We start from the raw sequence: 20564 nt of genomic DNA, 5'->3' as shown, positions 1-20564 counted from the left end.
TACACCTGCGACAACGCGACATGCGCAGGGCAAATGTGCCGGAATCCCAGGTTCGCACGCGCCACAATGGATGAACACAGTGGACTCTCCAGAAGGTTTGGCACAGTAGTCTGTGTCGCCGCGGGCTTCAGGTCCGCGCGGGTGGCCATAACAGCAACGAGCGCGAGGTAAAGGTAGGTCAGTGGCCGAAACGAGATACGTCGACCCCATTCATCACCCGTCGTACGCTTCACAGCCGACGAGGGATGTACGGGCGTGGATTCTTCTCCTCGTCACAGTACTCATCCCCGGGGGAGTGCAGCTGCTGTTCCGGTCTCGTCGCTGGGCCAAGATCTCGCTGTCGATCACCGCAATCACCTGGATCCTCGCGATCATTGCTCTGATCGTGATTCTCATCGACAAGAAGTTCCTCTTCACGATCGGCACGAATCCCTTCCTGCTGACGTTCCTCACGATCTGGCTGCCGGTCATCGCCGTCAACTGGATCGTGTGCCTCTTCGACACCTTGCGCCGGATCAAGCTGGTCACACTGTCCGCGAGGGCACGCAAACGCTTCCTCGCCGCGTTCTGCGCCCTGGTCCTCGTCGTTGTCGGCCCGCTGGCCTGGGGCACGACCCTTCTGGACTCCCAGCGCGGACTGATGGCTGACCTCTTCGCCTCCGGGAAAGCCGCGAAGCCTGTCGATGGTCGCTACAACATCCTTCTCCTCGGCTCAGACGCCGGCAAGGGGCGCACCGGCATCCGCCCGGATTCGCTGTCCCTGGTCTCGATCGATGCGAAGACCGGCAAGACGGTCATCGTCGGCCTTCCGCGCAATATGGAGAACGTGCCGTTCCCCGAGGACTCGCCGTTGCACCAGTACTACCCGCAGGGGTACAACTGCGGCGACGAGTGCCTGCTCAATGCGGTCTTCCAGCAAGGTGAGCGACACAAGGACGAGTTCGAGAACCCGAAACGAGCAGGGGAGCAGGCAACGATGGATGCCACCTCGGCGATCACCGGCCTCGAAGTCCAGTACTTCGCCATGGTCAACCTCAAGGGATTCGAGAGCCTCATCGATTCTCTGGGCGGAATCACACTCGTCTCGGGTAAGCGGGTGCCGATCTCTTCGAAGGTCGATCCGAACACAGGCGAGCATGGTCCGGTCAAGGGTTGGATCGAACCGGGCAAGCAGAAACTCGACGGCTTCCATGCTCTGTGGTTCGCCCGCTCCCGTGAGTTCTCCAGCGACTACGAGCGGATGGTCCGGCAGCGCTGCGTTCAGACAGCGATGGTCAAACAGCTCGATCCCGCCACCGTTCTGACTCGGTACCAGGAGATCGCCAAAGCCACCCCAGGAGCGCTGGCGACGGACATTCCCTCCTCCGAGGTGGACGACTTCGTGGACCTGGCTCTGAAGGTCAAGTCGCAGAAGATCGAGTCGCTTGACCTCACTCCGCCCAACGTGACACCATCACAGCCTGACTTCGACGCCGCCAGATCCTTGATTGCGGACACGATCGAAAAATCATCCAAGGACGCTGAGAAGGACAAAGGCGCCCAGGGCGCCCCTGGCGACGCGTCCGGAGCCCTTGCAGGGGTGAATGCGAGCCGTGGGCTCACGGCGGGAAGCACCACCCAGGTCAGCGCGCAAAGTGGTAGTGAAGGCGGCTCTGACGAGGGCGAAGAGAGCGCAGAGAGAGCCATCTGCTACGTGCCCTGAGATGTCGATCACCCAGCCTAGCTTGTGCGCCGGCCGTGCGAAGCAGGGAATTGCACAGGATCTCGGGAAAAACTTTCCCTCGGTGTGTCCCTTGCAAACACTGGGAACCACACCGGTGTAATTTGGTTATTTTGTTATTTGGCTAGTCTGACACGCCGTATATGTGTAACAATTTTGAGATGTTGGGATTACCCACCGTCCTACCAACGGTGAGATGATTCCAGGGCCTGAACTTCCCTGACTTCCTCGAAAAGGCTGTAACGATGAAATACTTATTGCCCACAGTCGCGGGCTGCGCTTCAGTCGCACTCGTCGGCACCTTAGCGGTCACGGCACCGACTGCCTTCGCGGCGTCGACTGAGCCGGAAGTGACCCAAGAGGCGCTGAGCGTGAGCGAAGACGGACTCAACGTCCCCGGCGCCCGTGATTCCAGTGACTCCTCTGCCAACGTCGCCAACCAGAGCGCAACCAGCAACCTGCCGAACATCTTCAAGTCGCAGACCGCTGCCGCCTCGACACAGGTGCCAGCAGTCGTCAACGCAAGTTCGGGTGCCTCTGCTGCTGCCGGTTCCACAGGGTCGGTCAACCCCGTCTCGGCAGGACTGTCCGCACCTGAGGGTGAAAGCGAAGCCGCTGAATCGGAAGCCTCCACCCCGAAGGCTGACCCATCGGCACCCGCTGAAGATTCCGAGAAGAAGGATGACGCGTCCGAGGACGAGAAGTCCGCGGGCTCTGAATCATCGGAGGAATCGAAGGACAGCGACGATATCTCGGGCTCGGTGCGTCAGAAGACCGAAGACGGCGTCAACATCGCGCTGATCTCCGACGTCCTCGACGTTCCGTCCAAAAACCCCAGCCTGATCGGCTTCACCTTCTCCGGGTCGACGTCCAACATCCGTATCCAGGTCCGCGTCAAGAGCGGGTCTGATTGGGGCAACTGGCAGTCGCTGGACGAGGAGAAGCAGGAGCAGGCGAAGAACGAAGGTTCCGAGCCGTTCACCGTCAACCGGGCCTCCGGTGTGCAGATGCGCATTCTGGGCGACAAGGCACCCAGCGATGCCGAGCTCGTTCTCGTCGATCCGAAGAAGAATCCCAATGATGCGGCGGCCGTGGCCGAGAACGATCCGGTAGAGATCGAGCCGCAGAGCTCCGATCCGTCCGAAGGCGCAGCAGACACCTCAGAGACGACTCCCGGTTCGACTGCAGGCTCGACTGAGGCTGCCGCGAGCACCGAGACAGTGGCTGCATCAGGTCAGGCCGAGGTCACCAATCAGAACTACGTCCCCGGCTCCTCGTCCACGAACAACGTGGCCAAATCCGCCAAGGTGCCGAAGCCGAAGATCGGCTCGCGCGATTCGTGGGGTGCCAAGGCATACAACGGCAGCCCCGACTATGCCAGCAGCGTCAAGCAGGCTGTCGTTCACCACACCGCCGGCTCGAACAGCTACTCGGCTGAAGACGTTCCCTCGGTTCTGCGCGGTATCCAGTCCTACCACCAGTCGGGTCGAGGCTGGGACGACATCGGATACAACGTCATCGCCGATAAGTACGGCCGTCTCTGGCATGCACGCGGCGGCGACATCAAGAAGGCCGTCATCGGTGCTCACGTGGCCGGCCACAACTCCGGTACATTCGGCATCTCGGTGATCGGCTCCTATGACAAGTCGGCTCCGCCGAAGAAGACCAGGGATGCTGTCGCCTCGGCGATTGCCTGGAAGCTTTCGCTCGATGGCGTCAAGCCGAGCAAGTCGACCGTCGTCGCGCACCGCGACCTCGCGAACACCAGCTGCCCTGGCGACGCCTTCTATTCCAAGATGGGCGAGATCCGTTCAACTGTCACCGACATCATGAAGTCCGGCGATCTGCCGTCCGATGAGAAGAAGGACGACAAGAAGGACGACAAGAAGAAGGATGACAAGAAGGACGACGACAAGAAGGCAACGCCGAAGCCCAAGACTGCTATCGAGAAGTACGCTGCTGACCACAAGAAGGAACTCGGCAAGGCCACTGGCAAGGAACACGATGTCAAGGGCGTTGACGGAGCACGTGCTCGCTCTTACGAGAAGGGCAACGTCTACTGGTCCAAGAAGACCGGTGCGTACCACCTGACCGGAGCGATCAAGAACTCGTACAAGGGTGACGCTGTCACCCAGCTGGGCCTGCCCACCTCGCAAGAGAAGGGCGGCCTGAAGGACGGGGGATCGGCGCAGTCGTTCCAGAAGGGCAAGATCTACTGGTCGAAGGACACCGGTGCCAATTACACCACCGGCACGCTCCTGAACTATTGGGGTGACAAAGGTACCGTCAAGGGCCACCTTGGTTACCCCACGTCGAACCCGGTGTACAAGGACGGACGAGGAGAGCAGCTGTTCGAAGGTGCCCGACTCGTCTGGGCCGAGGGCTATGGAACTACAGAGTTCTCGCCCACCGGAACCATTGAAGGCGGCGTAGTCGACAACAATGGTCCGGGTGACACTGATGATGCCAACGCTTCCGGTGGTGCCGATGAGTCGGCACCACCGGGGGACAGCGCCACCGATGGCGGTTCGGCTGCAGACTCCGGGGAAGGTTCTACAGACGACAAAGACGCCAAAGGTGACGACAAGGCTTCGAAGGACGAGGACAAGTCCAAGGACGAGGACAAGTCGAAGGACGACGATAAGTCCAAGGAAGACGACAAGTCGGACAAGCCCAAGGATGACAAGAAGGACGACAAGTCCAAGGATGACGATAAGTCCAAGGACGACAAAAAGGACAAGAAGGACGACAAGCCGTCCAAGGCTGAGAAGATCCAGGCTCAGCGTGACTCCATCGTCAGCGAGGCGAAAGCTCACCTCGGTGTGAGGTACGTCTGGGGCGGAACCTCACCGACGAAGGGCTGGGACTGCTCGGGCTACACCCAGTACGTCTACGGCAAGCACGGCATCAAACTGCCGCGCACAACCAGCCAGCAGCGCAACGCCGGCACGGTGATCCCTGCCAGTGAGGCCAAAGCAGGCGACATGATCTGGATCCCAGGCCACATCGGCATCATCTCTGAGACCAAGGGGCAGATGTACGATGCGGGCTCTACCCGGACGAACACGACGAAGCGCAGCTACAGCTGGATGCTCGATCGTGGTGCCAAGGTCATTCGCGTGGTCGGCTGACGGCAGCACGGTGACATCGGTCGAGTAAGTCTCGGCAGATAGTTCCAATGCCTCGCGGTCGGTTCTGGAAAGAACCGGCCGCGAGGCATTTTCTGTTCCGGTTCACCTGCGACTTGGGCCCGGATATCCATAGTCTCTCCTTGCAGCTGGCCCGCCTGTCTCGTGCGGTCAACCTCATGTGCCGCTCCAGGGGCCTTTGACCACGCGGTGAACAACAGATGTCCTGGCCTGAACAGTCAGTGAAGCCGCTTGGGAAAACCATGATTAGTCAAGATGGACGCGCTAACGTGGAGAAACACGCACGGCGAATGCATGTGTGTTCATCCGAACAGTCCAGCCGAAGGGGACCAAGACAGTGCGCCGATTGCACAACACGGTCAAGAATTTTGCTTGGGGCAGCACGGACGCGATCCCAGCGATCCTGGGAACTGTGCCCGACGGCACTCCTTGCGCCGAGCTTTGGCTCGGAGCGCATCCCCTCAGCCCCTCCCGTCTGGACATAGGACAGTCTGACCAGCAGCGCACGGCCTACCGTTCCGTGCAGCAGGGCTCGTCGTCATCGCTGGACGTGAAGACGGACAGCAGCACTGTGGGACCCAATCTCATCGAATACCTTGCCGGTGACCCAGAGGGTCTGTTGGGCCACAACTCGCTGCAGGTATTCGGACCACGTCTGCCATTCCTGCTCAAGGTCCTCTCCGCGCAGAAGGCACTGTCTATTCAGGTTCACCCGAATCCGGAGCAGGCCGCCATCGGATTCGCCAGGGAAGAGGCCGAGGGCCCCGATCTCGACGCTTCGACCCGCAACTACAAGGACCCGTCGGCCAAACCGGAACTCATCTACGCCCTCACCGAATTCCACGCGCTGGCCGGGTTTCGCGCGCGCAAAGCCGTGCGGGCAACCTTCGAGCGTCTGCTGTCGCTGTCATTGTCACCGTCTTCCCTGGACTTTCTCGGAGACGTGATCTCGGCGCTGAAATCGGTGACTGAGGCCAGGGCCTTCGCCAAGGCAGTCGAGCTCGTCCTCGGAGATGCCCGGTCCGCCGCGTTTGTGGACGAGGCCGCCGGTCAGGATCTGGCAGAGTTGCCAGAGGGACACATCAGCCGTTCAGGCACAGCCGTCGATCCTGCTGAGACGTTCCAGGAGCTTGTGGCTGACTATCCTTCCGATCCTGGGGTGCTGGTGGCGCTCATGCTCAATCGCGTCCACCTGCAGCCCGGGGAAGCCCTGGCGATGGAATCAGGTGTGTTGCACGCCTACCTCGGCGGGACCGGAATCGAGGTCATGGCTTCGAGTGACAACGTTCTGCGCGGAGGACTGACGAACAAGCACATCGATATTCCGGAGCTCGGAAAGGTTGCGAAGTTCGCCTCCGCCAAGACTCGAATGGTTGAACCTGACCGCGACGGAATCCTCCTCGGCGCGACCGAGGACTTCGCACTGCTGTCGCTGCGGTGCCCCCGACTGACACAGGTCGAGCGCCGAGGCGCGAGCATCGCCCTGTGCACTTCGGGAAGCATCACTCTGACCTCTCTCGGGTCCACAGTGACACTCACGCGTGGCCAGAGCGTTTTCATCGCGGCAAATGAGCCCACAGTGACCGCAGACGGCCACGGAGACCTGTTCGTGGCCACCACCGGACTCGACACCTCGCTGCCCTTCGCCTGAAGACCCTGGGCCGGCCGGTTTGGGCCGGTCTGGGCGACTGCTGGTGGCCCGAGCCGAACGGCGCGAGTGAGTTGGGCCGCGCCACCGCCAGCACGCTGCACCGGTGGCAGCAGATCACCTCGTTCCTCAGGTGCCTTTTGCTGCTGAGGGTAGGAGTCGCTGAACTGCCTGGTGTATTTGCAGCTGACGGGATGTTGAGCGACTGACGGTGCGTGGTGCACCGAGGAGCGAAGTCTCTGGTCGTGTCACCCGGGCCCGGGGGACATCTGCATTTGGTCCCGCGCACCAGCGCACCGGCTCATCCGCGCGGGTGAAAGCTCCCTGACACATGAAAGAGGCCGCCCTGGACCGGATTCCTCGAAGGGAATCGGCCCAGAACGGCCCCGCATCTCACACCGGCTCTGTATGAAGCTGCCGGAGCGTTCAGTGCCTCAGGCGGCGTCGACGCTGATAGTGGGGACGTCGTCTGGGACGTTCACCTCGGCGCCGGTCTTCTCCTTGACCTCTTCGACGGTGACTCCGGGAGCCAGTTCGACGAGGGTGAATGAGTCTCCGGAGACATCGAGCACGGCGATGTCGGTGATGACGCGGCTGACGACGCCCTTGCCCGTCAGCGGCAGCTCACAGGACGACAGCAGCTTGTGTGAGCCGTCCTTGGCCACATGGTCCATGATGACGATGACGCGCTGGGCACCGTGGACCAGGTCCATGGCCCCGCCCATCCCCTTGACCATCTTGCCGGGGATCATCCAGTTTGCGATGTCGCCGTTCGTGGCGACCTGCATCGCGCCGAGGATCGCGGCATTGACCTTGCCGCCGCGGATCATGCCGAAGCTGGCGGCGGAGTCGAAGTAGGAGGAACCGGGGAGCATCGTGACGATCTCCTTGCCGGCGTTGATGAGATCAGGATCGACCTCGTCCTCGGTGGGGTATGGGCCGACGCCCAGCAGTCCGTTCTCCGACTGGAGGACGAGGTCGACTCCCTCGGGCAGGTAGTTGGGCACGAGTGTCGGCATTCCGATGCCCAGGTTGACGTAGCTGCCGTCTTCGAGTTCCTGGGCTGCGCGGGCGGCCATCTGATTTCTTGTCAATGACATTTCGGCTCCTCAGGCTTCGCGAACGGTACGTTTTTCGATGGGCTTGTCGGCCACCTGTTCCGCGGTCAGCTCGACAACGCGGTGGACGAAGATGCCGGGAACGTGGACGTCATCGGGATCGATCTCTCCAGGCTCGACGAGCTTCTCGACCTCGGCGATGGTGATCCGGGCCGACTGTGCGGCCGGGGGATTGAAATTCCTGGCCGAAGAGTTGAAGACGAGATTGCCGTGGCGGTCTCCGATGGCGGCGCGGACGAGCGCGTAGTCGGGAGCCAGTGACTCCTCGAGGACGTATTCCTTCTCTTCACCGAAGGTGTCGAAGACGCGGGTGTCCTTGGCCGGTGACTCTTTGACGACCTTGCCCTCGGCGTCGTACTTCCACGGCATGCCGCCGTCGGCGACCTGAGTGCCGGCACCGGTGATCGTGTAGAACGCCGGGATTCCGGCTCCACCGGCGCGCAACTTCTCCGCCAAGGTGCCCTGCGGGGTCAGCTCGACCTCGAGTTCGCCGGAGAGGTACTGGCGGGCGAATTCCTTGTTCTCACCGACATAGGAGGCGATGATCCGGCGGAGGCGGTGGTCGGCGAGCAGCAGGCCCAAGCCCCGTCCGTCGACTCCGGCGTTGTTCGAGATCACTTCGAGGTCCTTGGCGCCCTGGTCCTTGATCGCTCGAATCAGGAACTCAGGCACGCCCACAACACCGAAACCGCCCACGGCGATCGATGATCCATCTGCAATATCGGCTACCGCCTCAGCGGGAGTATCAACTACTTTGTCCATACGCCCAGTCTGCCACGGACCTCGCCGAGGCTGCCCGCCAGGTCCGCAATGCGAGCTTCGTCCATCCCGTTGGCCAGCACAGACTCACCCCCGCGAAGGAGGTGGCCCAGGAACGTCGCCCATTCGTCGGGACACGGAGTTGAGTTCGCGACGAGTATGCCGGATCTGGAATCGTCCGGAGAGTCGGTCCACTGGACCTCCTGATCATCGACGATGAGAGTCCCGGTGGACTGGAGGCGCCGAGGTGTCACGTCCGGGTAGGCGCGGATTGCTGAGTTGACGTCGATGAAGTCCTCATCGACCGGTGTGCTCAGGGCCAGAGCCGGTGGGTTGTAGACGAAGACCTCCTCGGCATCGGCCAGTCGCTCATCGTCCTCGTGGCCCAGCGGTACGAAGGCGTGGAAATCACCATCCGGGGCTGCTGACCCGTCGGTGCCGAGCACGACGCGACCGTCGGCGAGGAGGACGCTGAGAATGGCGACGAGCTCTCGCCAGTGCAGTCCGGCAGGCAGCGGAACGAAGAGCGTGAAATCAGGGCCGAGGTCGTAGTCGCCGAAGAGGCCGACGCCCTTGTTCACCCAGTTCGCCACGACTGGACCGGTGAGGTCGAGTCGGTCGAAGTCGGGGCCGCGCCAGAAGAGGACGGGTCCGCCGGTGCGGCTGATGATGGAAAGATCCACGAGGATGACCTGCTTTCTCGATGGTCGTGAGATGTTCAGTGGGACGAAAGTTCGGTGTTCAGTGCGACAGGAGTTCAGAGTTCAGGGGGTCAGGAGGCCGATATTGATCCGGACCCCACGGGGGAACGCTCCGAGCTCTCCGTCGGCCCACTCCCACTTCGTGGTCGCGCTGAGGTCCTCGGCAAAGAGCGCAGTGTGGATGCGCTCGACGAGAGACCCGAGGCCGACCATGGCCTCCAGCAGGGGAGGACCACCGGCCTGCGGCGTCGCCGGGGAGTCGGAGGGGGCCATGGTGATCCGGGAGCCGGATCCCTCGATGCGCATCCGCCACGCAGCCTGCCCGGGGGTGCGTGAAGTTCCAGCGCGGACGACGCGGATGGCGCGTGAGACGCGTTCGAGGATGTCGTCACTGTTGTCACCGGCTGCGGCACGGCCGGGCAGCTCGGTGACCCCGAGGCCTCTGTGGATTGCTTCGACGTGGCCGTAGCGGAACCAGTCCTCCCCGAGGTCACGGCTCAAGGCCTTCGCCCCGGCTCGGCCGTTGTCGAGATATCCGCCGGCGCCGCGTACGAGTGCCATCGGCAGTCCGCGTGACGATCCCTTGACGAGATCGGCCGCGGCGGCGATCTCATCGGCCACCGCACGCACGGTCACCGATTGCACCCGGCCATCGTCATCCGGTCTGCCGCGCTGATCGTCGAGGCCTGAGAATCCGGAGAGACCGAGCGCGAAGTCGCCGACGCCGATCCTCCAAGGCCGCGAGATGGTGTCAGTGATGACGACCCCGATCCGCACGGAGAAGGACTCTTCGACCCGCAGCCGCAGCTTCTGCGCCGAAGCATCGCTGTCGTGAGGGTGGAGGACGACGGCGCCGCTCGAATTCGACTGGTCGAGTCCAGCTGCCGCCTGCACGGTTCCTGACTGGGTGCGCACGATCTGGACGGTCGACCCGGAGGCATAGGTCCGTTCGGCAACGAGGTGATTCGAAGAATCCTTGACGAGGTCCTCGAACTCCGCCCGGTCCTTCACGCTGCGCAGTCGTCCATCAGCTTTGGACACCACCTTCGAGGCGATGACGAGGATGTCGCCGTCCTTGAGGTCGATCCGATTCCGGCGCAGGGCGTTGACAAGGATCGCTGCCAGATCGGAACCGGCTTCGATGGGCTCCTCGACGGGAGGCGCATACACGGTGAGCAGCCGGTCATTCATCGAAGTGTCCCGATCGTCGTCGGGCAGCCTCGGCGCCCGGATTCAGTGGGCAGATGCGGGGATCGGGCGACGATTGCGAGTGATTCGACTCTCATGTCTCCATATTCCCACTGACGGCGAATGATTTCGAAATTCTCCAGATTTGCTCAGCCGCTCACTACAGGTTGTGTCAATATCAGATAGTGGTCTCTACATGTGGTGTTATCGGCGCGTGTGTATGTGAAGGTGTGTTCGATTAAACCGCAGGTGCCCACTGCAATACTCCACAAGGGCTTGACGGGGCGGTAATGACACGCGTGTAATTTATAGTTAACAGGGGAACGCACTTAGCACGAATCCTCGGATTCGAGCATCCACCACGCTGATACGGTCAGCACGAGCTTCACCTCCGGAACCATCCGGGGAGCCGGTCGCACCCAGACCATTCAGCTCCTCGAACGGTACCGGAATCGGAGCTCGCAGTGGTAGGTGAGCTGAGAGTGAGAAAGGGGAAAACCGTGCAAAGCGCACAGAGCAAAAGGCAGGAGAGGGAAGACTTCTCCACAGTCGTGCCTGGAGTCACTTCTCGAAGTGCCGAAGACTGGTTCGTCGAACCAGGGGCCCGTACACCAGATACTCTGCCTGATCCATTGGCGATCGATCCGAACGATCTGACACCGCTTCCCACGGACAACTCCGCAGTATCGCCGCTCTCACTGCTCCTCGGGGCAGCCGAGGACGGCGAGCTATCCTGGCAGGACCAAGCGCTGTGCGCTCAGACCGACCCCGAGGCGTTCTTCCCTGAAAAGGGCGGATCGACTCGTGAGGCCAAACGTGTCTGTGCCTCGTGCGACGTCCGGTCAGACTGCCTCGAATACGCGCTGGCGAATGACGAGCGCTTCGGAATCTGGGGCGGTATGTCTGAACGTGAACGCCGCCGACTGAAGAAACAGGCCGTGTGAAACCTGCCGTCACCGTTGTCCTCGCCTCAGGCGATGACAGCAGCAGGGTTGAGCTCGAAACAGCTCTGAGCAGGACCTACCCCGAGATCCCGATCGTGGATCTCGGGGGTCTTGCCGTCACAGAGGCACTTGCACTCCCCGAGGTTGCCGACAGCACCCATCTGTGGTTCCTCACCGCAGACTCGCGTCCGGAACCCGATTGCCTCGAAGAGCTGCTCGACGCCATCGGCGCAACCGAATCGATCGCCGCCGTCGGCCCCAAGATCATGCACGGAGACCACATCGTCTCCGCCGGAGTCACCACCACCTCGGCGGGAGCCAGGGTCAACCCGGTTGCCGACGGAGAGTTCGATCAGGGCCAGCGCGACGGCCAATCGGAGACACTGGGCCTCGACTTGCCCGGCATGCTCATCTCCACCACCGAGCTCGAAAGAATCGGAGCTCCATCACGCGTCCTCGGCGTGGCCTATCGCGGTCTTGAGTACTCGCGTCGACTGCGCGACCTCGGCCGCCGAGTCGTCGTCGCCCCACGCGCCGGACTCACCGTGTCCGCACACTCGGCCGCCCAGCTGGGCTCCTCGCCTCTGCCGCCGCTGTCGAAATCTCAGATCCGGACGGAACAGCGCTACCGGCTCAGCCTCGCCACCCCCGGATTCGCCGGCATCTTCTGTCTCCTCATCCTCACCCAGCTGAAGAACACCCTGGCGGGACTCCTGTCGAACAACGTCCGCGCCGCCTCCTGGTACTTCTCCGCACTCCTCGGGCTCGTCTCCGATGCCGGAACCACCTCACGACTGAGACGGTCCAACGCTCGCCGCAACCGCCTGGCCAAACGCACCACCGACTCCCATGTGGCTGCCCTCTACGCGGACCCGGACGAACTCGCCGTCCAGCGCAGGAGCATGAATTCCGCCGAGGAGGCCCGCCTGGCCCAGGCCGATTCGGCCACCGGCAGCGGCCCGGGCCAGATCGACGAAACCGAGCTCAACCCGGTCGGTGATACGGAAGAGGCAATCGACTCGTTCTCACGCCTCGAGGTCACCGGCGGTTCGGGACTCTTCCGCAGCCCCCTGACCTATCTCCTCCTTGCGGCCGCGGCACTGAGCGGCTTCGTCTCCTTCCGTCTCTTCGGCCCCGGCCATCTCGTCGGCGGTGCACTGGGATCCACCGACGTGACGATGGGTGATCTCGTCGCCCGACTGCTCAGCCCTCACCTCGACATCTCCACCGGTGCCGCCGTTCCCGCCGACCCCTACCAGCTGGTCCTCGCAGCCCTCAGTGTTCCGTTCCTGGGCCACATCGACATCATGGCCCGGACCCTGATCCTCCTCGCCCCGATCGTTGCCGTCATCGCCGCCTACCGTGCCGCGGGCGCGTTCGTGAAGCGAAGGTGGGTGCGCGGATTCGCCGGTCTGCTGTGGATTGCGGCCCCACTCTTCGTCACCGCGCTCTCCGACGGCCGCCTCGGCGTGATCATCGTCTGGATTGCGGCACCGCTCTTCGTCATCGCCCTGCGGCGCAGCCTGCGCACCGGGTCGATCGCCGCTGCCGCAGGTGCCGGGCTCCTGCTGTTCCTGATGATCGCGGGCATGCCGCTGATGCTTCCTCTGGGCATCATCCTCACCGTGGTGCTGGTGTGCACGGGGCGCGGTCTGCGCCACCTGTGGCTGCTGGCCCCGACCCTGTTCCTGGCGTGGCCCTGGCTGGTCGACCTCGTGACCGCCCCTGGCGCGCTCTTCGTCATGCCCGGCCAGACCCTGGCCCCACCGGCACCGCCCAGCTACCTCCTCGCGGTCGGCTTTCCCTCGACGATCGACATGAGCTGGCTGGCCGATCTCCTGTCCGCTGTCGGCGTCAACGGCGTCAGCTCGGGGATGCTCCAGCTGTGGGCACCGATTCTGGTGCTGCCGATGCTCATCCTCGCGTTCCTCACGCTCATCGAAGCTCACCTCAAACTCTCACACCTGATGTGGGCCGTGGGACTCTACCTCGCGGGTCTGCTGCTGGCCACCGTCCAGGTCCTCATCCCGGCCCAAACCGGTCCCTTCCACCTCATCGGCTCCTATCCTGCCGCGGGACTGACCCTGCTCAGCCTCGGCGCGATCATGCTGCTCACGCTCGGGGCTCAGACCACGACGACGAAATCGACGAACTCCCGGCGACTGCCCATGCGGGGTCTGTCCGGACTCGTGGCCATCGCCGCTGTCGGGATCATCATCGTCAGCGCCGGACCCAGCACCACCTCGGCGAACAATGTCACCTCCCAGGAACACGGCACCGTCCCGGCGCTGGCCGCCGACCGCGCTGCCGGTGATACTCAGGCACGCACGCTGGGCCTCGACGTCGTCGACGGCGAAGTCCGGGCCCGCCTCCTCTCGTCCGCCGATGAGACCGTCATCGGGACCTCGACCATCCGGTCCGCCGAGGCAGTCGGTGGCTGGCCGTGGGAGCGCAGACCTCTGCCCATCAGCGAGGACCAGACACTCATCGCTCAGGCCGCCGCGGCACTCTCAGCCGATGACGCCGGAGACGTCCGAGCCATCCTCGGTCAGCTGGGTGTGGACTTCGTCCTCGTCGACTCGGATGCGAAGAATCTGATGAACTCAGTGGCCGCCGCCGACGGAGTCGTCCAGGTCGGTCCGACCGAATCGGGTGGCCTGTGGCAGGTCGACACCCCCTACAGCGGCCGGTTCCTCGTCCGCGAACCCGATGGCACGATGAGCACCGCACCGATGCACGGCACCACCGCCGAGGTGGCTCCAGGTGAGGACGGACGCACCCTGATCGTGTCCGACAGCTCCGACAACATCACCGCCGGCCTCGATGGCAACGACCTGCCGAAGCCAGAGAGGTCGACGATCGGCTGGGCCTCCGAGTACTCCTTGCCCGCTTCCGGCGGCGAGGTCGAACTCACCTACGGTTCATCGCTCTTCGCCCCGGGCGTCATCACCGGCTGGATCCTCGGCCTTCTGACAATCATCGTCGCGATCCCCTTCGGGTCTCAGCGCCAGACACGGGCCTGGTCACGAACAACTCGGGCGACATCCGAGCGAACGACTCGGGCGAAATCTGAGCGGAAGTCGGAACCCGCACCCGAGCATCCTGTGGAGGCGAAGTCATGAAACACATGCGCAGCATCGTGACCTTCGCGGCGATCGCCGTACCGGGAGTCCTCGTCGCCACGACCTCATTCCTGACTCCGCTGACCCCGGGCACACTCGACCGCAGTCCCGAGCAGGTCAGAATGCCCACCGCCGATACCCGTGTGATCTGCCCCGGTCCGCTCCTGACCGATGACGAGGCAGAGGGCACCGACGCGGAATTCGTCGACGACTCGAACGTGTCCACACGTGCCGTCTCCGTCTCCGCACCGATCAGCGCCGCAGATGGCTCGGTCTCCGCGGCCCGTCTCCAGGTTGCGGATCTGGGTGGGTCGGCGAACTTCGACAACCCCAGCTCTGACGGCTTCGTCTCCGGCGATGATCCCATCGACAAGACCAAACTCATCACTGGGTTCGCCCGGCCAGGGGCACCGGCGCTGACGACCGGAGTCGAAACCGTCGAAGGCACCTCCGGAGACCTCACCGGACTTGCTACTCTGACCTGTGGTTCGGCGGCGAGCAACTTCCGGATCCTGGCGGGCTCCGGCGCAGCAGGATCGAACTCCCAGCTGTTGCTGAGCAATCCCGGCGACGTTCCCGTGCAGGCCGAAGTCACACTCATGACACCGTCGGGAGAGCGCGGGGAGCCGACAGAGGTCAGCATCAAGGCCGGGAAGCAGCGAGCAATCCGATTGGGTGGACTCGCCGCTGGAGCGGAATCGCTGGCCGTCGATGTCAACGTCGACGGGGGAGTCGTGGCCGGCTCCCTCCAAGAGACCGTGCTCGACGGTCTCACCCCCAAAGGCATCGACCTGGCCACGAGCGGAGCAGACGCCGACACACAGCAGGTCGTCACCGGACTCGACGGGAAGGACGCACGCCTGCGCGTGGCCAACCCGGGCGATGACCTGGCAGAGGTATCGCTCAAAGCCTATGGACCAGACGGGGAGATCGACATTCCCCGTTCGTCGATGACCGTTGTCGCACACGGAGTCGCCGAGGCCGACCTCGGCGATCTTGACGCCACAAGCGTCGTCCTCGATTCGGACCAAGCCATTCAGGCCAGCGCATTCATCGGTCAGGACGGGAAGAAGGGCAGCGCGGACTTCGGAAGCATCAACGCCACCGACACCCTCGCCGACTCCCAGGTCATGGCTCTGCCGCGCACAGGCACCGGGAAGCTGTACCTCTCACCAGGGCAGGGGCAGGTGCAGGTGAGAGGCATGCTCGACGACGGTTCGCTCACGGAGGCCCAGTCGATTGACCTCAATCCCACCGGAACCACCGAATTCAGCCCGGCCGAGGTCTCCCCAGACGCAGTCCGTGCCATCGTCATCAGCGGTGAGAACGCCTCAGGTTCCCAGTCCGACGGTGTCCACGCCAGCTATGTGGTCACCACGGACTCAGGGATCTCCGCGGTGCAGCCGGCCCCGGCACCTGCCGGCGTGGCCTACCGCGACATCCGCCTCGGCTAGGAATTCCTGAGGATCTCGACCTGGTCGGCGACGACTTCGGCGATGAGCGAGTCCCGTTGCCCGCTGCTGTGATATTCGATGACTCGCCGGTAGAGGACGATGTGCGTGTGCCTGTTCGCGGTGGCCGGGAAGACCCGGCCGAAGGCGGGCTCGGTGGAGCTCGCCGGTGGGACCGCATCAATGGCCAGCACCACCTCGGCGAGCAGCGCCGGTTCCTGCGCCCGGAAACGGGCGAACTCCTCGGCGGCGACACGGGCAAAGCTCTCCGCCCGACGCAGACGCGCGGGGACGTCGGCCAGGAACAGCGGGGACCGCAGTCCGCGGCCGTGCCGATCACGATGACGCCTGGTACTCATGAGTCAATATTGTACTGACCATACGGCCCTGGCTGACCAAGACAGGCGGTGCTCGCGTGTAAAGTGGTTGACTGTGTCAGCCGTGAGATTGTGTTCAAAAGTCAGCTGCTCGCGCAGTGCCGCAGCCACCATGACGTACGTGCACGCTGATGCCTGTGTCGTCATCGGTCCGCTGTCGCGTCGCGCCGAGCCCGGTGCCCATGACCTGTGCGCCGACCATGCCGCGAAACTGACCCCGCCTGTGGGTTGGCAGCTCATCCGCATCGAAGGTGAACAAGCCCCACCCGAGCGCACCCATGACGATCTGTTGGCCATCGCCGACGCCGTCCGGGAAGCTGCTGGACGTCCCGGAGAGGGTGTCAGAGCAGGTGAGGCTGCGTCGGCATCGTCGACCAGGTCGACCTCGACCTCCGAGGGTCGAAGCGACGGATCGATGCCGGGCCGCAAACACGGTCACCTGCGCATCATCGGCGACTCATGACCGAGTCCACGTCCGGCGTCGAACCCGGTCCCGAACTCGTCGCCGCCCGCACCGCCGCACTCGCACCCGCAGTCGGTGCCTATGACATCCGCGGCCGAATCCCCGACCAGCTCGATGCCGATGTGCTCTACGCCCTCGGCTGGGCCACCGCCACAGCCATGTCGGAACTCCATTCGAGCGCCGAGGTGGTCGTGGGACACGATATGCGGCCCAGTTCACCCGGTTTCGCTCAGGCCTTCGCCGCCGGCATCGAGGCGGCCGGATATCGAGCGGTGCTGTTGGGTCTGTGCTCGACCGACCAGCTGTACTTCGCCTCCGGGATCTTCGATCTGCCGGGTGCGATGATCACCGCAAGTCACAACCCGGCCGACTACAACGGGATCAAGATCTGCGGGCCACGTGCCGCAGGAGTCAGCCTCGCCTCTGGACTGGGACGGATCAAGGATTTGGCACCGCTGGCGCCGGCACATGTCGCCGCTGACACCTTCCGCAGCTGTGCACCTGAGGTCGACGTCGACGGCGCTGCCGCCGCGGAGATGCGCAAACGCTACGTCGAACGCATCCGGACGCTGACCCACGTCGATGAGGTCACAGGCCTGAAGATCGTCGTCGACTGCGGCAACGGCATGGCGGGCAAACTCCTCGGAGAGGTCTTCGGCACCGATTCCGGTTACGCGAGTGTGCCCTTCGACGTCATCGGGCTGTTCCCCGAACTCGACGGCACGTTCCCCAACCATGAGGCGAACCCGCTGAAGCCGGAGAACCTCCTCGACGTCTCCCGTGCAGTGCTCGACCAGGGGGCGGATTTGGGGCTGGCCTTCGACGGGGATGCCGATCGCTGCTTCTTCATCGACGAAACCGGAGCGACCATGTCGCCCTCGGCCGTGGGCGCGCTCGTCGCCGAACGCGAGATCGTTCGCTCCAGGGCCGCAGGCGTCGCTGAACCGGTGGTCATCCACAATCTCATCACCTCCCGCAGCGTTCCGGCCACGATCGCAGCCGCCGGCGGGCGGGCCGTGCGTTCGAAGGTCGGGCATTCGGGCATCAAAACCCTCATGCGCACCGAACATGCCGTCTTTGCCTGCGAACACTCCGCTCACTTCTACTTCGATGAGTTCTACGGTGCGGACTCCGGCATGCTCGCGGCCTGCCACCTGATCGCCGCCTTGGCGAAGACCGGGGCACCGGCGTCACGACTCGTCGCCGACTACGACCTCTACGTCCAGTCGGGAGAGATCAACTTCACCGTGGCCGATCCCGATTCGGTCCTCAGCGCCTTCTCGTCCGAGTCCGGTCACTTTCCGACCAACACGGTCGACGATCTCGACGGCATCGGGCTGCAGGGAGACGACTGGTGGATCAACCTGCGCAAGTCGAACACGGAGCCCCTGGTGCGACTCAATGTCGAAGCCAGCGATCCGCAGAGCCTGCGCGAACTGACCGCTCGGGTCAGTGAGTTCGTCGAGGCTCGCAGGCAATAGACTCGAGACAGACGACAACAGTTTCCGTTCCCGATGGAGGTACCGTGCTCGATTCCACCGACTTCAAGGTTGCCGATCTGAGTCTGGCCGAGGCCGGCCGACACCAGATCCGACTCGCCGAACGAGAGATGCCAGGACTCATGGCACTGCGCGAAGAATTCGGCCAGGGCAAGCCGCTGACGGGAGCCCGCATCGCCGGCAGCCTGCACATGACGGTGCAGACTGCCGTGCTCATCGAAACCCTCGTCGCACTCGGGGCACAGGTGCGTTGGGCCAGCTGCAATATCTTCTCCACTCAGGACGAGGCAGCTGCCGCTGTCGTCGTCGGCACCGGCAGCGTCGATGCCCCAGCCGGTGTGCCGGTCTTCGCTTGGAAGGGTGAGACCCTCGAAGAGTACTGGTGGGCCGCGGACAGGATCTTCGACTTCGATGAGGGCGCGAACCTCATCCTCGACGACGGTGGTGACGCCACCATGTACGTCCTCAAGGGCGCCCAGGCCGAAGTCGACGGGGGAGTGCCCACCGCGGGCGAGGACGACCCGGAGGAGTTCAAGGTCCTACTGGCACAGGTTCGGAAGTCGCTCGAGGCTTCACCCGGCCGCTTCGGTCGTATGGCTGCCGGCATCAAGGGCGTCAGCGAGGAGACTACGACGGGAGTCAATCGCCTCTACCGACTGGCAGAGGAAGGGAACCTTCCATTCCCTGCCATCAACGTCAACGATTCGGTGACGAAGTCGAAGTTCGACAACCGCTACGGGATCCGCCATTCCCTGCCCGATGGCCTCAACCGCGCCACCGATGTCCTCATCGGCGGCAAGATCGCCGTCGTCGTCGGATATGGTGACGTCGGCAAGGGAGCCGCCGAGGCGCTGCGTGGTCAGGGTGCCAGGGTCATCGTCACGGAGATCGACCCGATCTGCGCCCTGCAGGCGACGATGGACGGCTACCAGGTCGACCATCTCGCTACGGTGGCACCGAGCGCTGACATCATCATCACGACCACCGGCAACACTCGTGTGGTCGGCGTCGAGGTGCTCCAAAGCCTCAAGCCCGGAGCGATCGTCGGCAACGTCGGACACTTCGACGATGAGATCGATCTGGCCGGACTGGCCAAGCTCTCCGGAGTCTCCAAGGTCGAGATCAAGCCGCAGGTCCACGAATGGCGCGTTCCCGTCCCCACCGAACTGGGTCTGGACCGTGCGCAGACGGATTTCCTCGTCCTCTCCGAAGGACGCCTGCTCAACCTGGGCAACGCGACAGGCCATCCCTCGTTCGTGATGAGCGCCTCGTTCACCAATCAGGTGCTCGCCCAGATCGAACTCTGGGTCAGCCCCGATCGCTACGACAATGATGTGCACAGGCTGGCGAAGGAACTCGACGAGAAGGTCGCTCGCCTCCACCTGCCTGCTCTCGGAGCGAATCTGTCCGAACTGTCGAAGGAACAGGCCGAATATATCGGAGTCGACGTCGCCGGGCCCTACAAGCCCGAGCACTACCGGTACTGAGGCTCCCTGAGGTGCCTTCGGGCCCGCACCCAAGCAAAGGGGGCGGGCCCGAACGTCTGTGCATCTGAATGGTAGGCGCTGACGTGAGACCGTCAGCGGCTCTGCAGGCTCAGTCCATGTGGGAGGGTGTTGACTCCTGCGCGGAAGGCTTGGGACTGTTCACTGCGGCGTTGCTGTTTCGCGAATTCTGCGGACCGTTGACGGTGGATGACCGCTGACAGGAACTGTTCGGGCATCGTCCCCTCCGGCGGAGCCGGTGCGACATAGGGATTGAGTTCGGTGGCGAGCTCCTTGGCCCGCTCCCAGCGCGATTCGCGGCCCAGGTTCTCCGCCATCGACAGGAACTGCACCACCCGTCGGTGCAGTCCGGCAGGCAGAGTGGCGATGTCGGTCTCCGCCAGCCAATTCTGTAGGTGTGGTGAGACATGCGTGCGAACCGGTTGGAGTGGGGCGGTGCGTTCGCTGACGGCCATCGTCCCGGCCATATAGTCGCCGAGGCGCTTGGACTGCGGCGAGACCAGTCCGGAGAGGGCAGCCAGCCCACCACCGGTCGAGAGGATCTCGAAGGGCCAGAGAATGGCGCGGATGAAGGAATGCCTGGCTCGCACGGCTCCACCGTCGTCGCGGACGACGCGCAGCCCGAGGGCGAGCTTGCCGATCGAGCGGCCATGGGTGAGGACTTCGATGATCATCGGAAGGAGCACGAACACGGAGATGCTCATGATGGTCATGACCGATGTCAGCAGGAGTTCATTGACGCCGAGGACCTGAAGCAGGAACCAGAACATGGCGATGATGAGACCGATGTTGACGATCGAGTAGACGATGTAGTCGATGAGGCAGCTCAATGCGCGCGCCGCCAGGGCCGCGGGCTGGATGCTCAGCTCGACGGCTTCACCCGTCACCAAAGTACTCACTAATCCATCCTGTCATAATTC

The 20564-nt window shown here is 63.6% G+C and carries 15 protein-coding genes; 9 read left to right on the top strand and 6 right to left on the bottom strand.

The features are described 5' to 3' along the window. Nucleotides 1-181: 181 nt before the first annotated feature. The 3 genes from HX613_RS19850 to manA all read left to right on the top strand — a co-directional run bounded on the left by HX613_RS19850 (nt 182) and on the right by manA (nt 6520). Entirely contained in the window at nt 182-1702 is a 1521-nt protein-coding gene (locus HX613_RS19850) for an LCP family protein (RefSeq protein ID WP_235346907.1), read from the top strand. A 263-nt stretch (nt 1703-1965) separates the two neighbouring features. Then, a complete protein-coding gene (locus HX613_RS19845; RefSeq protein ID WP_235346906.1) occupies nt 1966-4851 on the top strand; it encodes an NlpC/P60 family protein in 2886 nt (961 codons plus the stop codon). 316 nt (nt 4852-5167) lie between these two features. Continuing rightward, a complete protein-coding gene (gene manA / locus HX613_RS19840; RefSeq protein WP_235346905.1) occupies nt 5168-6520 on the top strand; it encodes a mannose-6-phosphate isomerase, class I in 1353 nt (450 codons plus the stop codon). 431 nt (nt 6521-6951) lie between these two features. On the opposite strand, the gene HX613_RS19835 is transcribed toward manA, so the two are convergent. From HX613_RS19835 to HX613_RS19820, 4 genes are all read right to left on the bottom strand, one after another. Beyond that, the gene (locus tag HX613_RS19835) at nt 6952-7617 is read right to left on the bottom strand and encodes a CoA transferase subunit B (RefSeq protein ID WP_235346904.1); all 666 of its coding nucleotides are present in this window, start codon (nt 7615-7617) and stop codon (nt 6952-6954) included. 9 nt (nt 7618-7626) lie between these two features. Continuing rightward, a complete protein-coding gene (locus HX613_RS19830; protein WP_235346903.1) occupies nt 7627-8397 on the bottom strand; it encodes a CoA transferase subunit A in 771 nt (256 codons plus the stop codon). Beyond that, nucleotides 8385-9077 carry a hypothetical protein gene (locus HX613_RS19825; protein ID WP_235346902.1) on the bottom strand — a complete coding sequence of 231 codons (693 nt, stop codon included), beginning with the start codon at nt 9075-9077 and terminating at the stop codon, nt 8385-8387. The genes HX613_RS19830 and HX613_RS19825 overlap by 13 nt, the downstream gene beginning before the upstream one ends. An 81-nt stretch (nt 9078-9158) precedes the next feature. Continuing rightward, entirely contained in the window at nt 9159-10286 is a 1128-nt protein-coding gene (locus HX613_RS19820; protein ID WP_235346901.1) for a coenzyme F420-0:L-glutamate ligase, read from the bottom strand. 548 nt (nt 10287-10834) lie between these two features. On the opposite strand from HX613_RS19820, the gene HX613_RS23110 reads away from it, so the two are divergent. Genes HX613_RS23110 through HX613_RS19805 form a run of 3 tightly spaced genes read left to right on the top strand, consistent with a single transcriptional unit; the run spans nt 10835 to nt 15803 of the window. Next, on the top strand, nt 10835-11227 hold the full coding sequence (locus HX613_RS23110) for a WhiB family transcriptional regulator (RefSeq protein WP_442862623.1): 393 nt from the start codon (nt 10835-10837) through the stop codon (nt 11225-11227). Beyond that, nucleotides 11224-14349: a glycosyl transferase gene (locus HX613_RS19810; protein ID WP_235346900.1), complete on the top strand. Its 3126-nt coding sequence runs from the start codon at nt 11224-11226 to the stop codon at nt 14347-14349. Before HX613_RS23110 ends, HX613_RS19810 begins: the two co-directional genes overlap by 4 nt. Beyond that, a complete protein-coding gene (locus HX613_RS19805; protein ID WP_235346899.1) occupies nt 14346-15803 on the top strand; it encodes a DUF5719 family protein in 1458 nt (485 codons plus the stop codon). The genes HX613_RS19810 and HX613_RS19805 overlap by 4 nt, the downstream gene beginning before the upstream one ends. Here the strand turns inward: HX613_RS19805 and HX613_RS19800 are convergent. Beyond that, nucleotides 15800-16159: a metallopeptidase family protein gene (locus HX613_RS19800; protein WP_143921227.1), complete on the bottom strand. Its 360-nt coding sequence runs from the start codon at nt 16157-16159 to the stop codon at nt 15800-15802. The genes HX613_RS19805 and HX613_RS19800 overlap by 4 nt on opposite strands. Nucleotides 16160-16289: 130 nt before the next feature. Between HX613_RS19800 and HX613_RS19795 the strand changes: the two genes are divergently transcribed. From HX613_RS19795 to ahcY, 3 genes are read left to right on the top strand one after another with little or no spacing between them, the layout of a single operon-like run. Continuing rightward, nucleotides 16290-16640 carry a DUF3499 family protein gene (locus HX613_RS19795; RefSeq protein WP_235346898.1) on the top strand — a complete coding sequence of 117 codons (351 nt, stop codon included), beginning with the start codon at nt 16290-16292 and terminating at the stop codon, nt 16638-16640. Beyond that, complete coding sequence (manB, locus tag HX613_RS19790; RefSeq protein WP_235346897.1) at nt 16637-18121, top strand: phosphomannomutase/phosphoglucomutase; 1485 nt, start codon at nt 16637-16639, stop codon at nt 18119-18121. Before HX613_RS19795 ends, manB begins: the two co-directional genes overlap by 4 nt. 44 nt (nt 18122-18165) lie before the next feature. Then, complete coding sequence (ahcY, locus tag HX613_RS19785) at nt 18166-19626, top strand: adenosylhomocysteinase (RefSeq protein ID WP_235346896.1); 1461 nt, start codon at nt 18166-18168, stop codon at nt 19624-19626. A 92-nt stretch (nt 19627-19718) separates the two neighbouring features. Here ahcY and HX613_RS19780 read toward each other — a convergent pair whose 3' ends face one another. Continuing rightward, nucleotides 19719-20543 (bottom strand): RDD family protein, encoded by an 825-nt coding sequence (locus HX613_RS19780; protein WP_235346895.1) that lies wholly within the window; start codon nt 20541-20543, stop codon nt 19719-19721. Nucleotides 20544-20564 lie beyond the last annotated feature (21 nt).

Source organism: Brevibacterium sp. UCMA 11754, assembly GCF_021532275.1.
GTDB lineage: Bacteria > Actinomycetota > Actinomycetes > Actinomycetales > Brevibacteriaceae > Brevibacterium.
Note: the sequence above shows the minus strand (reverse complement) of the source record. Positions and strands in the feature narration are given on the sequence as shown.

Excerpts from the sequence above, each read along its gene's own strand:
- HX613_RS19845 (WP_235346906.1), top strand. The coding sequence starts at position 1,966 with ATGAAATACTTATTGCCCACAGTCGCGGGCTGCGCTTCAGTCGCACTC.
- HX613_RS19835 (WP_235346904.1), bottom strand. The coding sequence starts at position 7,617 with ATGTCATTGACAAGAAATCAGATGGCCGCCCGCGCAGCCCAGGAACTC.
- HX613_RS19830 (WP_235346903.1), bottom strand. The coding sequence starts at position 8,397 with ATGGACAAAGTAGTTGATACTCCCGCTGAGGCGGTAGCCGATATTGCA.
- HX613_RS19820 (WP_235346901.1), bottom strand. The coding sequence starts at position 10,286 with ATGAATGACCGGCTGCTCACCGTGTATGCGCCTCCCGTCGAGGAGCCC.
- HX613_RS19805 (WP_235346899.1), top strand. The coding sequence starts at position 14,346 with ATGAAACACATGCGCAGCATCGTGACCTTCGCGGCGATCGCCGTACCG.
- HX613_RS19800 (WP_143921227.1), bottom strand. The coding sequence starts at position 16,159 with ATGAGTACCAGGCGTCATCGTGATCGGCACGGCCGCGGACTGCGGTCC.
- HX613_RS19795 (WP_235346898.1), top strand. The coding sequence starts at position 16,290 with ATGACGTACGTGCACGCTGATGCCTGTGTCGTCATCGGTCCGCTGTCG.
- manB (WP_235346897.1), top strand. The coding sequence starts at position 16,637 with ATGACCGAGTCCACGTCCGGCGTCGAACCCGGTCCCGAACTCGTCGCC.